Here is a 19,948-nt window from a genome sequence, read left to right as displayed (position 1 = left end):
ACTTACACCTAAACGACTACAACATTTTACGCAATTTAATGATTTCCATGGCAATTTTTGCAGCAGTGACATAATCACTTCGCCTAACTGCATCTTTTTCTTCAACTTGTTTTTCTTTTATCTTTAACAATTTTTCATATTTCAACACTTGATTTATGCAATCGGTCAGTTCTTTATCGGTAACTTCCTCATTCACTGACATCATTTCTATTTCCGAAACGATCCTTCTCAAGTTTGGATCCGGTAAATAAGTAAGGAAAAAGCTTGTATCCGGTTCGTGTCCATCTTCATAGAACGCATATAAATAGGTGATGATTGCCTGATGTTCATCTACATGAAAAACCGTTTGTCCAAGCAATTGCTGAATTTTGAAGGTCATATCCCTGCTTTTTAGCATATGGGCGATCAACTTCATTTCAGCATTATGGTGAGCAGGCTTTAACTTATGCTCATATTGCAGGGACATTTGCTTTTGGGCTGCTGGCTGCGGCAGTGTCCCCTTCTTGCGTTCCGTAAAGAACACCTGACGTTGCTGCTGTTCCAGCGCATCCAATGATAGGGAAAATTCAGAGGATAGCTGCCGAAGATAATGATCCCTCTCCACTGCATTGGGCAATCGTGAAATTTCTTTAAGGACTTCTTCGATATATTGAATTCGATCTCCTTCATTATTTACATTTTTCCCTCGACGCAAATAATGCATTTTGAATGCCATGTAGGTTAAACTGGCCCCTATTACTTCAGAAACAAAGCTTTTTTCACCGAATTCCTTTATGTAGTCATCGGGGTCCAAGTTATCAGGCATGAGAGCGACTTTCACGGAAAACTCATGGTCCTGTAGCATATTAACTGCACGATTGGCAGCGTTTAATCCCGCTGAGTCCGAATCGTAGCATATAAGTATCTGGTCAGTATTTCTTTTTAAAAGCTGGATATGCTGGTCCGTCAGGGCAGTACCCATTGTAGCGACCGCATTCTCCACACCTGCGCCAACAGCTGAAATGCAATCGGCAAAGCCTTCAAAAATGACTGCTTGTTCTTTCTTTCGTATGTGTGGTCTTGCATGATGGAAATTATATAAAGTTTTACTTTTATTAAAGATTGGCGTTTCAGGACTATTCAAATATTTGGGCTCATCGTCCCCCATCGCTCTTCCTGAAAATGCAATCGTATTTCCTTGATGATCCATAATTGGAAACATGACTCTATTTCTGAAACGGTCAAAATATGACTCGTCTTTTTCCCTGTAAATAATAAGCCCTGCCTGCTCCATGTATTCCGCTGGAAACCCGCGTTTTAAAAGAAACTTGGACACGAAATCCCATGAATCCAAAGAGTAGCCAATTTGGAACTTTTCTATAGTCTCTTCAGTAAACCCGCGTTTAAGTAAATATTCGAGAGCATCCTGCCCCTCTTTCGTATTAACGAGGAGATGATGATAAAACTTCCTCAGCAGGTCATGTGCCTCGACCATTTGCTGCGAGCCTGCCGGCATGTTAGAACGCTTGGAATCCTTATTGATTTCAACATCCAAAGGAACATTTCCTTTTTCGGCTAAAACTTTTGCAGATTCCACAAAGCTGTAGCCTTCTATATCCATTAAGAAGGTAAAGATATTTCCCCCTGCCCCGCAACCAAAACAGTGAAAGATTTGTTTTTCCGTTGAAACGGAAAACGAGGGCGAGTTTTCACCATGAAAAGGACATAGGCCAAAGTAATTGCGCCCCTGCTTCTTTAACTGGACATACTCCCCAATTAAATCAACAATGTCAACAGCTTCGCGAATTTGATTAATTTTCTCATCTTCTATACGGCCATTTATCATTTTTCCACCTTGCAATATTGGTGATAGTTTTTAATTCGATACTGTTTTCTAATTCCCTGCAAAGTTCGACAATGTTTTCAAAAGTTTATTTGTGAAACATGCACGATCTTCCTTCGTGAATGCTTTCGGCCCTTTTGTATGCTTACCCTGCCTGCGGAGTTTCGCCGACTGATAGCGCATATCCAAGAGCATGAAAATATTCTCGTCAGTGTATTCTTTTCCCCTTGGCGAAAGGACATAAACGTTTTTAGGAAGCAGGGTCCCAGCTAAACCAATATCTGCAGTAACGACAATATCACCCTTTTTTACTGAGTTTACTATATAAAGATCTGCCGCTTCTTTGTCTGCATCGACATATACCCATTTACCTTCAGGGTTATTCATCATATTTTTATATGATGCAACAAAACAGACTTCAACATCGTGCAAACTTGCACAATGAAGGATTTCGTCTTTCACCGGGCATGCATCGGCATCGACGTGTATCGTGGGTTTATTATTCATACCTTCTAATTCTACATCTTTCTGCATAATCCTTTTTCTCCCCTAAACTTTATGAAGATATGGTGAATTTTCAGCATTGATCCAGAGGGTTTCCTCTAAAAGAGCACACATAATTCTTCAAGGAATACCTGTTCATTTAAGTGAAAGCGGATCTTTTGCCTTGAAAAAGACCAGCCCCTCCTGAATTATACGGAACATGTCGAATTATTTTTATGATAAAAACCTTGACATCTCATTAACCTTTAGTTTATTCCTTATTAATTAAGTCTAAACCTTAAGATTACTTTTTTCTCACAATTTTTTATTATAGTCTATTTGATTAGAAGATGCCAACATTTAAATTCCGAATTTGTTTTCATGCAAATCAAAGGATTTACAGTTGGAAACAAGGAGAAATTTTATGTAATTATTTTGAACTTATTCTTTTTATTCCCTATTGAACCTTGGCATTAAAATGTGAGCTGACACATAAAGTGCCTAGCTCACATTTTGATTTGCCTTAATTATAAGTATTAACGGTTTTTGTTTTGAAGGATATTGATTATCAAATTGGCTGTTTCTTCAACAGCTTTATTGGTTACATCAATAATAGGACAGTTCAACCTTGATATGATTGTATCAAAGTATGTCAATTCTTCTTTTATACGCTCCACATTTGCATAAATCGCATGATCATTAAGCCCAAGCGACTTTAATCGTTCTTTACGAATATGGTTCAGTTTTTCCGGACTGATTTTTAATCCAATGCATTTTTCAGGAGGTACCAGGAACAGCTCTTCTGGAGGTTCCACTTCAGGCACTAAAGGTACGTTAGCCACCTTATAGCGTTTGTGGGCTAAATACTGTGATAACGGCGTTTTTGAAGTGCGTGAAACACCGACAAGGACGATATCAGCACGTAATATGCCCCGAGGGTCACGTCCATCATCATATTTTACAGCAAATTCAATGGCTTCCACACGCTTGAAATAGTCATCATCCAGCTTTCTTACAAGACCAGGTTCATTAAGCGGCCCTTTTGGCGCCCTTTCCTCAAGGATGTCCATGAGCGGCCCTAAAATGTCATAAGCAGACAGGTTTTCTTTCTCGACCTGTGCTTTCATATACGCTCTAATAGCTGGCTTCACAAGAGTATAAGCAATGATTGCCCCATCCAACTTAGCCAGTGATATCACTTCATCCACGTTTTGTTCATCTTCAATATACGGAATTCTCTTTATGGAAAATGCAGATCCCGAGAACTGGCTTGCAGCGGCTTTTGTAACCAATTCCGCTGTTTCCCCTACCGAATCCGATACAACATATATAATAGAACCGTTCATATTCTCCGTCATTCCTTTTGCAAGCCCCCTAATAGCCTTCATCAGCCAAAGCTACGAATGCTTTCGTAATATTGGTTTTTGTAATTCTTCCAATTACTTCATAGCCTTTTTCTGTGTCTTTGACGACCGGTAATGAGTCGATTTGTTTATCAATCAATTTCTTGGCCACATCAATCAAAAGGTCTTCTTTTGAACACATTGTAATATTGGGCATCCTAGTCATGATGATATTGACTGGAATGGAGTTAAGCTCTTGTTTCCCAATACTCGCACGCAACAAGTCTTTCCTTGATAAGACACCAACAAGCAATGCATGCTTATCGACCACGAACATTGTTCCGACATCTTCCAAAAACATCATGACGATTGCATCATATACGGAAATGCCCTCGTCAACAACGACGGGTATCGATTGGTAGTCTCGTACATAAAGATGGTTAAGGCTATCGGTCAAAAGCTGTGTACCTGACCTGCCTGTATAAAAATACCCCACTCGCGGCCTGGCATCAAGAAAACCCGCCATCGTTAAAATGGCTAGATCTGGACGAAGTGTCGCCCTGGTAAGGTTCAATCTATCCGCAATATGTTCTCCAGTAATCGGTCCGTTTTCTTTTACAATTTGTAAAATTTGCTCCTGACGCTTATTCAATTGGATTATAATCACCACCCCACTGCTTTCGCAGAGTAAAGTAACAAAAGTTATTCATTTAATAATTATATACTAAATTATTTAATAAGGGCATTTTTGTCCTATTTATTGACCATTATCTTTTTAAGAAATCGGAAACCCTATTTAAAGTGTTTCCGATTTCCATACATCCCTTCGATCATGTAAGGATGATTTTATTCATGGCAGCAAAACCAGCAACCAAATCACTGATTTCCTTCATTAAGGATAAACGGTTATTACGGATTGCTTCATCATCTGCCATGACCATTGTATTCTCGAAATACGACTCTATTTCCGATTGAAGCGAAACAAGCTGTTCAAACCGCTCATTCTCATCTCTAGATTCCATATAACGGATTGCCACTTTTTTATATTTTACATATAACGCATTTTCTTGATCATTTTCAAAGACAGAAGGATCAACTGTCACCTTATTGTCACATTTAACGGCAATGTTCATGACCCGACTTAATGCTTCCAGGCTTTCTTTAAACCCTGCTTCGTCCTTTTTAGCATCCAAGACATGTGCACGTTCCACGATAGAGTGGATATAACCGATCTCATTGAACAGAACTGCATCAATCAAATCGTAACGGATTTGCTGTTCTTGAAGCAGGTGTTTGACACGCGCTTTAAAGAACGTGAACATATCCGCTTTAACTTCTTCAAGATCACGATTTAAGATGCCTTTTGATTCCAGTCCTTTAAGGCCTAAAACAATAAGCTCATCTAGTGAAATATTCCATTTCTTCTCCGCTAGGATTTGGACGACACCGCTCGCCTGCCTTCTTAATGCGTAAGGATCCTGGGAACCGGTCGGAATGACGCCAATAGCGAAGAATGAAGACAAAGTATCAATTTTTTCAGCTAAACTCACAACCGCACCAATGACTGAAGGCGGTACATTGTCATCCGCATGTCTTGGCATATAATGTTCATTGATAGCCGCGGCCACTTCTTTGGCTTCACCTTTTAAGAGCGCATATTTTTCACCCATATACCCTTGCAATTCAGGGAATTCATAAACCATTTGACTCACCAAATCGAACTTGGCAATTGCCGCTGTCCGAAGCGCCATTTCTTTTTCCGCCTTTAAATTCAAAGCATCCGCAAGGTCACCCGTCAGAGCAGTTACCCGTGCAGTTTTCTCGGCTAATGTACCGATCTCTTCATGATAAACGATGCTGTCAAGCTTTTTCAAAGCATCCGAAATCTCTTTTTTCTGATCCTCTTTATAGAAGAATGCTGCATCAGATAGGCGGGCACGCAATACTTTTTCATTACCTTTAGAAACCTTATCCAAATGGCGGTCATCGCCGTTACGCACGGTTACAAAGTGAGCAAGCAGTTTCCCGTCCTGATCTTTAACAGGGAAATAACGTTGATGTTCCTTCATCGATGTGATAAGCACCTCAGCTGGAAGCTCAAGGAATTCTTCTTCAAAATTTCCAAATAACACCGTTGGATACTCTACCAAATTATTGACTTCTTCAAGCAGATCTTCATCGACTGGGATGATCCAGCCTTTCTCCTGCTCAAGCTCTTTAATCTGATCCAATATAACTTGCCGGCGTTTATCTGGATTCGCCATAACAAATTGTTCTTTTAGCGTATCTTCGTACAGTTCCGGCAGTTCGATGCTAGCGCTATCGCCCAAGAAACGGTGTCCTTTTGTTTCACGGCCCGTTTCCACATCAGCAATGCTGAATGGCACAATGTCATTGCCGAATAAGGCAATCAGCCATTTAATCGGACGGACGAAGCGGAGCTCCTGATTGGCCCAACGCATATTTTTCGGAAACGTCATGCCGCTGATGATTTCAGCAAGCTCAGATAAAAGCTGAACGGTCTGCTGTCCTTTTATGAATTTATTCACATGGACATATTCCACACCCTTGAGTTCTTTAAAATAAATGTCCTCTGAAGTCATTCCTTGACCCCTGACGAATCCCAATGCCGCTTTAGACCAGTTGCCTTCGCTGTCCAAAGCGATTTTCTTAGCCGGACCTTTTGCTTCTTCTTCGATATCCTTTTGGGACTCTTCCACGTCTTTCACCAGTACGGCCAAACGTCTTGGTGTGGAAAAAGCTTCAACCGTTCCGAATTCAATCGCTTTTTCCTTTAGCCATTGCTGCACCTTATCTGACAACTGTTTCATTGATGCTGTCACAAAACGGGCAGGCAGCTCTTCCAATCCAATCTCCAATAACAAATCACGCTTGCTCATTTGTATTCTCCCCTTTCACTTTCAGAATCGGGAAGCCTAATTTTTCCCGCTCTTCATAGAAGGTCTTGGCAACCTTGCGCGCTAGGTTACGGCACCGGGCAATATAACCCGTTCTTTCCGTCACCGAGATGGCACCTTTGGCATCCAAAAGGTTAAATGTATGTGAACATTTCAAAACATAATCATATGCGGGATGTACAAGACCTTCTTCCATTTGGCGATGCGCTTCCTTTTCATACATCGTGAAAAGCTGAAACAGCATATCAAGGTCGGAGGTTTCGAACGTATATTTCGAATGTTCGTATTCCGGCTGTCCAAATATATCCCGAACTGTGAATCCATCTGTCCATTCCAGGTCAAATACGTTTTCCTTATCTTGAATGTATGAAGCGAGACGTTCGATCCCGTATGTAATTTCCACGGAAACCGGCTTGCACTCAAGACCGCCCACTTGTTGGAAATATGTAAATTGCGTTATTTCCATTCCATCAAGCCAAACTTCCCAACCGAGACCGGCACACCCTAGTGATGGGTTTTCCCAGTTGTCCTCCACAAAGCGAATATCATGCTCAAGCGGATTTATCCCTAAAGCGCGTAAAGAATCCAAATATAACTCTTGGATATTGTCAGGCGACGGCTTCATGATCACTTGGAACTGATGGTGCTGATACAGTCGGTTAGGGTTCTCACCATAACGACCGTCAGCAGGACGGCGTGATGGCTCCACGTAAGCAACGCTCCAAGGCTCAGGTCCAATGGCTCTCAGGAACGTGTATGGGCTCATCGTTCCTGCCCCTTTCTCGACATCATAAGCATTCATCAATATGCAGCCTTGTTCAGACCAATGCTTTTGTAACGTTAAAATCATATTTTGAATATTCATCGTACACCTCCAGGTTATTTAAAACGGCTCTTTTTAAAATCAGGTCGGAACCCATCACATTTGGGCAAACAAAAAACTCCCGTCCCTATGCGAAATGCATAGGGACGAGAGTATACCCGCGGTTCCACCCTAATTGCCGTTTATAAAACGGCCTCTTTTCAAAGCAACATGCTCCGGAAACGCCCTTCCCTGTAAATCCATATCCCGGCTTCCACCGTCCCGGGTTCGCTTTTTATGGAGAATGACAGATACTCTTTTCCATCAACGCAATCTTCTTATTTTGATGTTTAGAATTTTATACAAACTAACAAGGAATGTCAATAGGTCAGATCCTAAAACATATCTTTCATCGTATCAATCTGATTCAGGAACTTTTTTGATTTCAAGTTCAGACCTGAATATTCCTCATAATAAGCATCGATGATCTTTCGCAGTTCTTTTTTCGTTTCAGGCTTGACGGAAATGTTTCCGAGCCTTGATAAATCGAAATAATAAAAGATTCGCAGCAATTTGACGGCTGCAGCTGAAATTTTATAATGATAAGGGTCTTTCCCCAGGCAGCGGTGACAGATAAAGCCCGCTTCCCGAAGCGAGAAGGAGAATTCCCCTTCCGTTTCACCACATACAGCACATTGATTCAGCACTGGGTTAATCCCATTGACGGGCAGCATCTTCATTTCAAAAATGAATTTCAATACCTCTGCGTCATATTCTTCGTTTATGTAATGCAAGGTTTGCGAAAGCAACTCATACAAATATGGATTCGGTTTCTTATCCTCGACACTTTTATCAAGCAATTCAACAATATAAGAAGCATAAGCAGTGGCAAAAAGATCCTCCCTTATGAAACGGAGTGAATCGACCATTTCGCCTTGCTGAAGACTTCCGAGTCCGGTTGATGTAGTTACAAGAAAATACCCGGAGCAAAAAAGCTGTGTGACGGCAGAAAGCCTGCTGTTAGGTTTACTGGCCCCTCTAGCCATAACGCCGATTTTTCCTAGCTCACGGGTATATATAGTAATGATTTTGTTATTTTCTCCATATGCAGTTCGCCTTATGACAATGCCCTCACATTTTTGGAGCATACCAAGACACCACCCATGCTCGCCAAGGCTAACCTATGAAACGGGAAAATCAATTTCTGCTAGCTCATCATTCAATACCAAGTGTCTTTCCTGTCTTTCGACTTCTATCTCCTTAAACAGCAAATAGGTGTCCACATTACCTGTTTCAGAGAATAATTCCCAGGTAAAATCCAACATATAAAGCCCACCTTTCATTTTTAACTAGCAATATGAATATCCGACCATATGATTAGCTTGACCGTTTTCCGAACTTTCATGACGCGTAAATTTTGTTAATTAATACTCGCTCTCATTGAAGCCATAATCACGAAGCTGGCTTGCTTTGTTACGCCAATCTTTCTGCACCTTCACCCACAGTTCCAGGAAAACCTTTGAGCCCAATAAGTTTTCGATATCCACTCTGGCACGGCTACCGACTTCTTTAAGCATTTTCCCTTGCTTTCCGATGACAATGCCTTTTTGTGAATCACGTTCGACAACGATCGTCGCCATGACATTAATGGTGTCGCTGTTATCCATTTTTTTAATCGAATCGATGACAACAGCCACCGAATGCGGAATTTCTTCCCGTGTAAGGTGCAGAACCTTCTCGCGGACCAATTCGGAAATGATAAAACGTTCCGGGTGGTCGGTCACTTGGTCAGCAGGATAAAACTGGGGACCTTCAGGCAGATGTTCCTTGATTTGCTCAAGCAGTGTATCAACGTTATTTCCTTCAAGCGCAGAAATCGGAACGACTGCCGCAAAAGGGTAAAGCTGTTGGTATTTTTCAATGATCGGAAGTAAATCATCCGGATGCATTGCATCGATTTTGTTTACAACCAGGAAAACAGGCGTTTTTACGGATTGAAGTTTTTCAATGATAAACTCGTCACCGCGTCCGTATCCTTCAGTCGCATTGATCATGAAGAGAATCAAATCGACTTCCTTCAATGTATTCGTGGCCACTTTCATCATGAAATCACCAAGCTTATGCTTTGGTTTATGAATGCCGGGTGTATCGATGAAAATCATTTGTGAATCGTTTTGTGTAAGTACACCTTGGACCTTATTTCTTGTAGTTTGCGGTTTATCGCTCATAATGGCGATCTTTTGGCCGATGACCCGATTCAGAAATGTACTCTTCCCAACATTAGGTCGTCCAATAATCGAAATGAAACCTGATTTGTAATCTTTTACTTGTGTATCATTAAATAATTTATCCATTCAAATCCTCCGGTGAAAAAGCTCCTGGAAGCAATTCCTGTACTGTTAATTCTTTTATATCCCCATTCAAGTTGGTCAAAACAACCGGCATATCCTTTTCGCACAGTTCTGAAATAACCTGCCTGCATGCCCCGCATGGAGCAACGGGACCGTCGGTATCTGCCACGACTGCAAGTTTAACGAATTTTTTATCGTCATGGGCATAAGCACTGAATAAAGCTGTCCTCTCGGCGCAATTACACATGCTGTATGCTGCATTTTCTATATTACAACCATGATAGACCTTTCCATCAGCGGTTAAAAGGGCTGCCCCCACCTTAAATTTGGAGTAAGGCACATAAGCTTTATCCCTTGCTTTTTTAGCTTCCTCAATCAATTCCTTTGTATTCAATTCACATCTTCCTTTCAAATTGAGTACCATTTCGGCAACCTACAGGCCAAACTTGGGCAAAAATATAATCAATCCAACTATTATAGAAAATATAGCATATATGAATACAGCTCCGGCTGCAATATCTTTTGCCTGCTTGGCAAGCGGATGGATTTGATCCGTTACCAGGTCCACTACCCTTTCAATCGCTGAATTAACGAGCTCCAAGGTAATCGTGCCGGCTATGGCCGCTAAAATGAAAAGCCACTCCATCCCATTCAATGAGAAGTACCAACCAAAGAATACGACGATGACCGTTAACATGAAATGAATCTTGATATTGCGTTCAGTCCGAACAGCCTCCAAAATTCCCTGACAGGCAAAAGAGAAACTTTTTAATAAAGGATACCTTTTTTTACCCTTCTCTTGAAAGTCCATATTCTTCCAAGATCTCCTTTTGTTTTGTGAACATCACTTTTTCATCTTCTTCATTCATATGGTCAAATCCTAATAAGTGAAGAAAACCATGCAGAGCTAAAAATCCAAGTTCCCGGTCAAATGAATGACCATATTCTTCAGCCTGTTCTTTCGTGCGTTCAATGGAAATGATGATATCCCCTAACATGCGGGGCATTTCGGCCCCGACAATTTCCACTTCATCTTCTCCCATTTCTTCAAGTGCAAAAGAAATGACATCTGTAGCTGAATCTTTATTACGATATTCTTTATTGATTTCCCGAATCCTATCATTGTCAACAAATGTAACAGACAGCTCGGTGTCTTTTTCAATGTTTTCTTTTCTTGCCGCAAATTGCAGAATGCTTTCAACAAGGTGCTGAGCTTCCTCCGTTACTTCGTTCGTTTCATCCATTAAATCGATAGCTAAAATCATTCTTTCACCTTCTGTCCTAATTTATCCGACTCCGGATATTCAATCCTGGAGTGGAAGATACCATTAAGCGATTCACATAAGGAATGCTTCACGATACTCAATTCTCTCATAGTAATGTCACATTCATCAAATTGACCATCAGAAATCCTGTCCTGAATGATGAAACTTACCAGTTCTTCAATCTTCTCCGGCGTTGGGTGCTTCATCGATCTCACTGCAGCTTCCACACTATCGGCTATGCCGATGACGGCTACTTCCTTCATTACCGCCCTCGGCCCGGGATAACGGTAGTCCGCTTCGAGTGTGGACTCATCCTGTTTTTTTGCCTTATGGTAGAAAAATTTCAATAAAGTGGTCCCATGATGCTGCTCTGCAATATCCACAATCTCTTTCGGGAATTTGTGACTGCGAAGCATCTCCCCGCCGTCTACGGCATGGGCAATGATGATATCCCTGCTCGTTTCCGGCTGCAGCCGATCATGCGGGTTCTCTTCATTCATCTGATTTTCGATGAAGAAATGCGGCCGCTTCGTTTTACCGATATCATGATAATAACTGCCGACCCTTGCCAGCAATCCATTCGACCCGATGGCTTCACAAGCCGATTCCGCCAAATTGGCGACCATCACACTATGATGATATGTCCCGGGAGCCTCTATCAAGATCCTTCGAAGTAATGGATGATTGGGATTCGCTAGCTCGATAAGCTTAATCGATGATAAAATCCCGAAACCAGCCTCGAAAAACGGCAACAGGCCCATTGTCAAAACGGCTGCACCCACTCCAGAACCCATCGCAGCAGCAGCATAATACAAGTACTCCATTCTAGTATATTGGCTGTCCATAATGAAGATGAGCGAAAAAACAAATGCCATATTGATTAAAGCCAATAGCAGCCCTGCTACCAGCACCTTTGATTTGAAATTTGGCCTGGATAAAATGATGATTGCCGTCAATCCCCCGAAAATGATATAAAGCCCCATCGAGAAATCCAGATTTCCAGGTGTATCACCATTGAATATAATCGTACCATACGAACCTAACAATATGATCATCGCTACCGCTAACCTATCATTCAATAATATCTTGATGAGCATCGCCGCCATGGCACCCGGGAAAATGTATTCCAAGTTCGAGTTTTTCAGGTCTGCGAGAATGCTGACTGTTTTCATGGTAGCCATTGAAAGGATGAAGACAAGACTGAAGATCAATAACTGATTGTACTTGTTATCCTTTTTGGAAATGGAATAGTAGAAAAAGTAATAAAAAGCGGCAAAAGTCAGGACTATGAATAACAGCAGGCCGATATACGGGTAAATGGTAGACTCCGTATTTAAGAAGCCCGCCAATTCAAGCTGCCTATAAACATCCCTGTCCACTAATTGATTTTCTTCAACGATGATCTGACCTTGAAGGATCCTGATCGGCTCTACGCTTTCAACCGCTTTCCTACGCTGTTCCTCGGTTTTGTCCTTATCGAAAAATACATTCTGAATGATTGCCGTACGCGCAAGGGAAGTGGAGGCTTTTTTCATATCGCCGCTGATGCTCATATAGCCCAATTCCTCTACAACCTTTTTCTTGGCATTTTCGACGTCACTTGCTGCGATTCGGGAGCTCATCACATTATTCACGGCTGTAATGGTTGAATCCTTCGCTATTTTCAACTCATCTTCATCAGCCTGCACTAATGCAAGGAAAACGGATTCCTCGATATTTTTATTCACTTCATCGGTCAATTTTTCTTTTAATATGGAAACTTTTTGAGCATCCGTCTTTATTGTCTCTTTTTTATCCTCTTTTTCCTCATCTTCTTTATGATCTTCATCGGGTTGCGTTTCTTTATTCACCTCTATCGCTGAATCGAAAATGGATGAAATCAGATCGACTTTATTTTTTGCATATTCTTTTTTTAGAGAATAAACATCCGCCACCTGTTTTGAAATCTCTTCTTTTTCCTGTTCCGTCTTATAGGTATCTTCCACAGTCTTGGTTGAACGGATCGTTTGTTCAGCAGGCTTAAACAGCTCTACCTGGACCCTTTCCGGCTTAACATTGGAGAACATTAACACATAAGCAAACAAACCAAGAATGATGAACAATAGCACTTGAAAAAAGCGATGGACCAACAGCCCTTTTATTTGAGTGAAAAATTTCTGGATACGATTCAAGGAAGGTCCTCCTAATAAAAATGATGTTTATTATTCTAGATATGTAAAATCATAACAGTTTTTATGTGAATTTTCACCTTCGTATTGATAAATGTAAAGCTTCCTTCATTCCATATCCACTTTTTTACCATAAAGTTTGTAATTTAGACACATCAAGAAAAATCCGCCGATTGAAATGGCGGATTTCTTCTTATGACTTCGCCTGCTCGTAAGCAGTAATGATTTTGGCGACAAGCGGATGTCTTACAACATCACTTTGTTCAAAATAAACAAAGGAAAGGCCTTTAACATTCTTCAAGATCTCTTCTACCCTGACAAGACCTGACTTCATGCCTTTTGGAAGGTCAATTTGGGTCCGATCTCCCGTAATGACCATTTTCGATCCGAAACCAAGCCTGGTCAAGAACATCTTCATTTGGGCTTCCGTCGTATTCTGGGCTTCATCCAATATGACAAAGGCATCTTCAAGCGTACGGCCCCTCATATAAGCCAGAGGAGCTATTTCGATCGTTCCGCGCTCTATCATCCTCTGCGTCTGTTCCATCCCTAGAAGGTCATGGAGAGCGTCATACAGCGGACGTAGATAAGGATCTACCTTTTCCTTCAGATCACCAGGCAGAAAACCAAGGCTTTCCCCTGCTTCGACGGCAGGCCGTGTCAGGATGATCCGTTTAACATGTCCATTTTTCAATGCATTGATGGCCATCACTACAGCTAGATAGGTCTTCCCGGTTCCGGCAGGCCCAATTCCAAATACAAGGTCTTGTTTCTTTATTGCCTGGATATAGTATCTCTGCCCGATTGTTTTGACTTTAATGGATTTCCCCTTAGCCGTTTTTGCGATTTCCTCATCATATAATTCGCCGAAATACTCCAATGTGCCTTTTCTTGCCAATTCAATTGCATAAAGCACATCTCTGGAACTGATTGCAATTCCTTTTCTGACCACTGTCAATAACGCCTTGAGGATTTCCTCCCCCATCGTTACCCGCTCGATATCCCCGGCAACACTCACCGCTTCACCTCGGGTTATGACGGAAATGCCCAGCTCCTCTTCGAGCACTTTTACATTTGAATCTCCATTGCCCAATAAAGCGATCGCTTCATTAGGTGATTCTATTTCTAGCTTAATTACTTTCACATCATCTGCCATTCGTTAGTCTCCTTGAATGATTGGCTGTCCAATCGCTATATCTTCAATAACTTGGTAATGTATAGATAATTTTACTTTACCATTCTCCATGCTTTCGTGCAAAATTTTTTCTTCGACGATTTCATCTTCCTCTTCCAAATGCTTTTTCAATTCAGCTTTAGCCATTTTCCTGCCTTCCTCCACGGCTTCTTTCTCCGTATAACTTCGTACAATATCTTCCTTGCTCCTAAAGGTCACTTGTTTATAGGAAATGGGCAGTTCCCATTGAAGAAAGTGAAACGGCCTCATTGTCGTTTCTTTTTCCTGTTTTTCATATCCCGGATCCTTGAAACCCCATACTGGAAGGGAAAAGCCCCCCATTTTTAAAAAGTGCCTGCTCGCTTCATCTCCGTTAAAAACAGAAAACTTGGTTTTTAACGGTACTTCCACTTTCGCTTTATACCACGTTTTCCCTTTTATTACTCCTTGTGCGGATACAATTTCCTGTTTATCCTCTTTTCCAATCCATCCTGAAACAAGAAGCTGTCCCTTTCCTACATAATCATTCACATTAACAATAGATTGTCCTTTTTCAACGAACATATCAGTGATGATCGCTTTTTTAGAAGCTACTAAATTCTGCGGAGATGTTTTCTCGACCTCTTTAGGCTGCCGTTTTTCTACAACCCGAAAATGGTATGTCGTTCCCTTCAGCTCTACCCCTACCCATGTCAATGCACCGATCCGGTCCGACAGCTTACGCTGAATCGTATCCACATCATCAACAAAGAATTGCACTTTACCGATCTTCACGCCCATCTTGTCCAATTCTTTCCGGATGGCATGCTCGGTTGCCGGTTTGGCATCTTGAACCTCGATGCCCCATACCATATTGGAAAGTACGAATATGCATAGCAGGAAAGCGATCATCCCCGCTAAAAACCCGCTGTTTTTCATGACTCTCTTCAATAGGAAAGGGAAACCCTTTCCCTGCATGAACTTTACTTTACAATCGCTCTTACGCATGACCTGACGGAGTTTTGGGATATCCCTGATATCCATATGGAAAATCAGGGATTCACTTCCGACACGCTTCACTTCCCAGATATGAAGCCCCCTTCTCGTCAGCATATTGATCAGCCGTTCTGCACCTTTGCCATAAGCCTTCACCTTTACATAGCCTGTATAATAGTTTGTCCATTGGTTTTTCATGGAGACCTCCCGGGATCATTCATTGATAAAATAAACCTTATCAATTTTGCCTTCGAGCATGATTTCTTCCGGCAAAATCGTCTTTATGACAAAGGCATTTCCCTTTATCAGCAACTGCCCATTTTTCAGCATCAATCGCACTTCGCTGTCTGTAAAAGCCAATAAGCCACGATGGTTTTCAATATAAATATGTAATTGTCCGATCATTGTAATTCGCGGCAGGTCCATCATGACATCTTGCGGAAGGTCCATTGTTTTGGTCATAAGCTGTTTCACTTTTTTTCCCCAATTGCGTGCCATAAAAAAGAACCCCCTTTCATCTCAATGTATGAAATGAAAGAGGGTTCTAGCACAAAATTATAAGGGAATAAAAGTCTATTTTTTCAGGCTTTTAATGACGGGCTTAAAAAAGCCCAGTCTCCGAATCACCTTCTGGACCTATGAAGACTTCTCTTCGCCCTTGGCGGTCCCAGCACTTCTGACATGATGATGCCATCAATCAGCTGTTTTTTGCCAAAAGACGGTCCTTTGCGATAGACCGGACTGTTTTTATCAGAAATCGTTGATGTAAGTTGATCTGCTTTCGCTTTTTGATATAAACGCTCTTGATCGTACTTCTGCTGAAGCCGTCTAAGCTCGGTAATCCTTTTGTTCGCTTCGTTCTTCGTCTCATCGATCACTTCAACAGCCTGTGCTGCCTGCTGTTCGACTTTCCTTACGGGAGGAGGTGCATGCTTTTGCTGCTGATTTCCTTGCGGCATTTCACCTTGAAGCTCCCGCATGACCTCCTGCCATTTCTTTTTCGGAGGCGTGCCAGGATCTTGAGTCTGCTTTTTCTTTCCTAACATGGACGTTAAAACACCGATCAAGACAATGATAAGGAATGGGTTCTCGAGAAAGAAATCAATAAAACCTCCCATTTAAAGACCTTCCTTCCCTGACCTAATTATTATTATGGTTATTGTTGTTATCTTTTGGATTTTCGGATATTTTACTGATGGAATCGCGCATATCAGTGTCAGCCGTGATATTTTGGATATTCATATAATCCATCACTCCAAGGTTTCCGCTTTTCAGTGCATCAGCCATGGCCAACGGAACTTCGGCTTCGGATTGAACAACCTTCGCTCTCATTTCCTGAACACGGGCAACCATTTCCTGTTCAAGTGCAACAGCCATCGCACGGCGTTCCTCGGCCTTTGCCTGGGCTATCTTTTTATCGGCTTCGGCTTGGTCAGTCTGTAATATGGCCCCGATATTTTTACCGATATCCACTTCAGCGATATCAATGGAAAGTATTTCGAATGCCGTTCCTGAATCCAACCCTTTTGATAAAACCGTTCGTGAAATCAAATCGGGGTGTTCCAGTACATCCGTATGCATTTTCGAAGCACCGATCGTCGATACGATCCCTTCGCCTACACGGGCAATGATCGTCTCTTCACCGGCACCACCGACCAAGCGTTCAATATTGGCTCGCACCGTAATCCTTGCCTTCGCTTTCACTTCAATACCATTCATCGCCACACCAGAGATGAACGGGGTTTCAATCACTTTCGGGTTAACACTCATTTGAACGGCTTCCAATACATCACGGCCGGCAAGGTCAATAGCTGCACCCCGTTCGAAAGGTAACGTGATATTGGCTCGCTCTGCAGCAATTAATGCATTCACCACTCGATCGACATTACCGCCTGCAAGGTAATGGCTCTCCAATTGATTCGTCGAAACATTGATTCCAGCCTTATGGGCCTTGATAAGAGGATTGACGACCCTGCTTGGTATAACACGGCGAAGCCTCATTCCAACTAATGTAAATATGCTGATTTTGACTCCTGCCGCTAAAGCGGAAATCCATAGCATTACTGGTACGAATGTGAAAAATACTGCCAATACGATGATAGCAGCAATCACTGCCAGTACAATAAATATCGTTCCTGAAGTTATCACTTAATGATTCATCCTTCCTGTATCTTTTAATTTTAATTTGAATCCGGTATTTCCCGGACGACTACCCTTGATCCTTCTACTTTCACGATAACGATTGATGAACCTTTGGAAATAAAGCTTCCTTCGGTCACGACATCCACTCTTTCTTCTTTGACCAAAGCAGTTCCTGAAGGCCTCAAATCTGTAAGGGCCTTCCCTTCAACACCTAATAAATCCAAACGATTCGGATTGCTGACATACCCTTGTTCCGTTTTTGTTGCATCGGTTAATATCATTTTCCTGAAAAATTTCATCTGTTTTCCAAACACCTTTACAAGTAGGATGAATACCAAAATGGATACGGTGACCGCAATTAGCAAGGATATCGTCATATGGACCGGATCTCCTGTCGCGAGGAATAGACTCCCCACTATCGCTGTAAATCCGAGCAGCCCGATAATCCCCCCTGGGATAAAAAATTCAATGAGTACGAGAATGACCCCAATGATGAACATCGCTAACGATTCGTATCCGGTGATACCGGCGACAAGATGACCATAGAAGAATAAAACAAGACTGGTGATTCCAATGACCCCCGGAATTCCAAAACCGGGTGAAAACAATTCCATCACAATCCCGATTCCCGCTATCGTTAATAAAATGGGTACGACGATCGGGTTGGTCAAAAAGCGGGCAAGTTTCTCAGGAAAGCTTTCTTCGATTGACCGAATATCAGCATCCTCAACTCCAAGTATACTATACAGCTCCGCTTTCCCAGAGACGGTGCCTTCACTATATCCAGCCTTTTTTGCCTGTTCGGCTGTAAATGTCAGCAACTTTCCTTTTTCCGCTCCATATTCGGGTAGATCGATGTCAACATCCGCCATCGCCTGGGCGTAAATGGGATCACGTCCATTTTGTTCTGCAGCAGTCTTCATGGCTGCTAACCAATAAGATTGCGCTTTCTTACCTGCAGCGTTCCCTGTAGAATCAATTACAGCGGCAGATCCCATGGTGGCACTCGGAACCATATAGATCTCATCTGCACTTAGAGAAATGTATGCCCCTGCAGATAAGGCCCTGTTATTGACGTAGGCAACTGTCTTGATTGGTGAATCGGACAGTAACTTTGCAATTTCCCCTGCTGCATCCACAGCACCTCCAGGAGTATTCACCTCGAAAACGACAAGGTCTGCATCAGCTGCTTCAGCAGTGGTAAGCGCGCGTTCCAAAAATGCCGAGAGTCCCTTTTCCACCGTTTCTTCTATTGGTACATGGTAAACGATCTTCTCGTTTGCAGATACCGTCGATCCCCCAAAAGAAGACATGGTGAACAGCAATCCAAATAAGAGTACAGATAAATAACGCCAAATTTTCAACGGAACGCCCCCTTTCCCGCATTAAACGCGGTAAGTGCCTCCAATATTCAGGAGGAAAACCTACCAGTAAATTCAGCACTCAACTAAATTCGAATAAGGAGCAAATGAAGCAACCCTTTACTCTGTTCTTTAGTTATTACGTATGTATATGAAAAAGGTTTCAAAAAAAGCAAATAAAATTAAAAATGCCCCTATTATCTTGGGCATCGTTTCAATAATATACGCATAAAATTCATGAAATACACAAAAACCACAGGCAAATTGCCTGCGGTTAGGTTTCGAGTTTTAAGTTTAGAGTTTAAGATAGATGTTGTTGTACTAATTTGTTTACTAGAGAACCATCCGCTTTACCTTTAACTTTAGGCATTAAAGCTCCCATAACTCGCCCCATATCTGCTTTGGATGTTGCATTGACTTCTTCAATCGTTTGTTTAACGATATTAGAAATGTCTTCTTCTGAAAGTTGCTCAGGCATATATGCCTCTACGTATACTAGTTCGGTGCGGACTTTATCCACGAGATCTGAACGACCTGCGTTTTCAAACTCCTGGAGGGAGTCTTTGCGTTGTTTTAATTCGCGAGAGAGCACTGTCAATTCTTCATCATCTGTTAAATCTTGCCTCTGCTTCAATGCTTCGTTTTGAATGGAAGCCTTCAGCATCCGAATAACAGATAGTTTGTCCTTTTCCTTGTTCTTCATCGCTTGTTTCATATCATTATTTAAACGCTCGAGAAGACTCATCTTTCCACCCTCTCTTAGAATTTACGTTTTCTTGCAGCTTCAGACTTTTTCTTACGTTTTACGCTTGGTTTTTCATAAAATTCACGCTTCCTAGCTTCCTGAAGCGATCCTGCTTTAGATACAGTACGTTTGAAACGACGAAGAGCATCTTCAAGCGATTCGTTTTTACGAACGACGGTTTTAGACATCTCTTTCCCTCCCTCCGAAAACAACACACTAACTCAAGTTGTCAACATGTTATACATGTACTAAACAATTATAATATATCATCTTTAGCAGGTCAACCAATAAAATCAAACTTATTTTGAATATCATCATGTTATTATCATAATTTTTCACTAAACAATCATTCAACTTGCATGAAAATCCAATTTATAGCATGTCTCCCGTTAATGGGCC

Annotated in this window: 21 protein-coding genes and 1 other annotated feature; all 21 genes read right to left on the bottom strand. The window is 41.7% G+C overall.

Annotated features, from left to right (window positions below):
• Positions 1 to 16: 16 nt before the first annotated feature.
• Complete coding sequence (gene dnaG / locus ACSR9O_RS08525; protein WP_101223468.1) at positions 17 to 1,822, bottom strand: DNA primase; 1,806 nt, start codon at positions 1,820 to 1,822, stop codon at positions 17 to 19.
• Positions 1,823 to 1,873: 51 nt separating this feature from the next.
• A complete protein-coding gene (locus ACSR9O_RS08520; protein WP_101223469.1) occupies positions 1,874 to 2,329 on the bottom strand; it encodes a YaiI/YqxD family protein in 456 nt (151 codons plus the stop codon).
• A 512-nt stretch (positions 2,330 to 2,841) separates the two neighbouring features.
• Positions 2,842 to 3,651 (bottom strand): pyruvate, water dikinase regulatory protein, encoded by an 810-nt coding sequence (locus ACSR9O_RS08515; protein ID WP_101223470.1) that lies wholly within the window; start codon positions 3,649 to 3,651, stop codon positions 2,842 to 2,844.
• A gap of 28 nt (positions 3,652 to 3,679) precedes the next feature.
• A complete protein-coding gene (ccpN, locus tag ACSR9O_RS08510) occupies positions 3,680 to 4,318 on the bottom strand; it encodes a transcriptional regulator CcpN (RefSeq protein WP_034308483.1) in 639 nt (212 codons plus the stop codon).
• Between the two features lie 160 nt (positions 4,319 to 4,478).
• Positions 4,479 to 6,548 carry a glycine--tRNA ligase subunit beta gene (glyS, locus tag ACSR9O_RS08505; RefSeq protein WP_491724290.1) on the bottom strand — a complete coding sequence of 690 codons (2,070 nt, stop codon included), beginning with the start codon at positions 6,546 to 6,548 and terminating at the stop codon, positions 4,479 to 4,481.
• On the bottom strand, positions 6,535 to 7,431 hold the full coding sequence (gene glyQ, locus ACSR9O_RS08500; protein WP_034308488.1) for a glycine--tRNA ligase subunit alpha: 897 nt from the start codon (positions 7,429 to 7,431) through the stop codon (positions 6,535 to 6,537). Before glyQ ends, glyS begins: the two co-directional genes overlap by 14 nt.
• Positions 7,432 to 7,528: 97 nt before the next feature.
• Positions 7,529 to 7,705, bottom strand: a binding site (T-box leader).
• Between the two features lie 58 nt (positions 7,706 to 7,763).
• Entirely contained in the window at positions 7,764 to 8,516 is a 753-nt protein-coding gene (gene recO / locus ACSR9O_RS08495; RefSeq protein ID WP_101222595.1) for a DNA repair protein RecO, read from the bottom strand.
• Positions 8,517 to 8,549: 33 nt separating this feature from the next.
• Entirely contained in the window at positions 8,550 to 8,693 is a 144-nt protein-coding gene (locus tag ACSR9O_RS08490; protein WP_101222596.1) for a YqzL family protein, read from the bottom strand.
• A 99-nt stretch (positions 8,694 to 8,792) separates the two neighbouring features.
• Positions 8,793 to 9,722 (bottom strand): GTPase Era, encoded by a 930-nt coding sequence (era, locus tag ACSR9O_RS08485; protein WP_101222597.1) that lies wholly within the window; start codon positions 9,720 to 9,722, stop codon positions 8,793 to 8,795.
• The gene (locus ACSR9O_RS08480; protein WP_101222598.1) at positions 9,715 to 10,113 is read right to left on the bottom strand and encodes a cytidine deaminase; all 399 of its coding nucleotides are present in this window, start codon (positions 10,111 to 10,113) and stop codon (positions 9,715 to 9,717) included. Before ACSR9O_RS08480 ends, era begins: the two co-directional genes overlap by 8 nt.
• A 39-nt stretch (positions 10,114 to 10,152) precedes the next feature.
• Positions 10,153 to 10,530 carry a diacylglycerol kinase family protein gene (locus ACSR9O_RS08475; RefSeq protein WP_101222599.1) on the bottom strand — a complete coding sequence of 126 codons (378 nt, stop codon included), beginning with the start codon at positions 10,528 to 10,530 and terminating at the stop codon, positions 10,153 to 10,155.
• Entirely contained in the window at positions 10,508 to 10,984 is a 477-nt protein-coding gene (ybeY, locus tag ACSR9O_RS08470) for an rRNA maturation RNase YbeY (RefSeq protein ID WP_101222600.1), read from the bottom strand. The genes ACSR9O_RS08475 and ybeY overlap by 23 nt, the downstream gene beginning before the upstream one ends.
• Positions 10,981 to 13,155 carry an HD family phosphohydrolase gene (locus ACSR9O_RS08465; protein ID WP_101222601.1) on the bottom strand — a complete coding sequence of 725 codons (2,175 nt, stop codon included), beginning with the start codon at positions 13,153 to 13,155 and terminating at the stop codon, positions 10,981 to 10,983. Before ACSR9O_RS08465 ends, ybeY begins: the two co-directional genes overlap by 4 nt.
• Before the next feature lie 190 nt (positions 13,156 to 13,345).
• The gene (locus ACSR9O_RS08460) at positions 13,346 to 14,308 is read right to left on the bottom strand and encodes a PhoH family protein (protein WP_034308506.1); all 963 of its coding nucleotides are present in this window, start codon (positions 14,306 to 14,308) and stop codon (positions 13,346 to 13,348) included.
• Between the two features lie 3 nt (positions 14,309 to 14,311).
• Entirely contained in the window at positions 14,312 to 15,499 is a 1,188-nt protein-coding gene (yqfD, locus tag ACSR9O_RS08455; RefSeq protein ID WP_230177027.1) for a sporulation protein YqfD, read from the bottom strand.
• A gap of 15 nt (positions 15,500 to 15,514) precedes the next feature.
• Positions 15,515 to 15,799 (bottom strand): sporulation protein YqfC, encoded by a 285-nt coding sequence (yqfC, locus tag ACSR9O_RS08450; RefSeq protein ID WP_034308511.1) that lies wholly within the window; start codon positions 15,797 to 15,799, stop codon positions 15,515 to 15,517.
• Between the two features lie 125 nt (positions 15,800 to 15,924).
• The gene (locus ACSR9O_RS08445) at positions 15,925 to 16,419 is read right to left on the bottom strand and encodes a YqfB family membrane protein (RefSeq protein ID WP_260358109.1); all 495 of its coding nucleotides are present in this window, start codon (positions 16,417 to 16,419) and stop codon (positions 15,925 to 15,927) included.
• A 22-nt stretch (positions 16,420 to 16,441) separates the two neighbouring features.
• Complete coding sequence (floA, locus tag ACSR9O_RS08440) at positions 16,442 to 17,431, bottom strand: flotillin-like protein FloA (protein ID WP_402899859.1); 990 nt, start codon at positions 17,429 to 17,431, stop codon at positions 16,442 to 16,444.
• Between the two features lie 50 nt (positions 17,432 to 17,481).
• Positions 17,482 to 18,801: an NfeD family protein gene (locus tag ACSR9O_RS08435; protein ID WP_397315433.1), complete on the bottom strand. Its 1,320-nt coding sequence runs from the start codon at positions 18,799 to 18,801 to the stop codon at positions 17,482 to 17,484.
• Between the two features lie 304 nt (positions 18,802 to 19,105).
• Positions 19,106 to 19,549 (bottom strand): GatB/YqeY domain-containing protein, encoded by a 444-nt coding sequence (locus ACSR9O_RS08430; RefSeq protein WP_101222605.1) that lies wholly within the window; start codon positions 19,547 to 19,549, stop codon positions 19,106 to 19,108.
• Positions 19,550 to 19,563: 14 nt separating this feature from the next.
• Positions 19,564 to 19,737, bottom strand: coding sequence for a 30S ribosomal protein S21 (gene rpsU / locus ACSR9O_RS08425; RefSeq protein WP_028391853.1), 174 nt, complete (start codon positions 19,735 to 19,737; stop codon positions 19,564 to 19,566).
• Between the last annotated feature and the right edge of the window lie 211 nt (positions 19,738 to 19,948).

The sequence above is a fragment of the Peribacillus sp. B65 genome (genome assembly GCF_058513295.1).
This window is presented reverse-complemented; position numbering and strand designations above follow the sequence as displayed.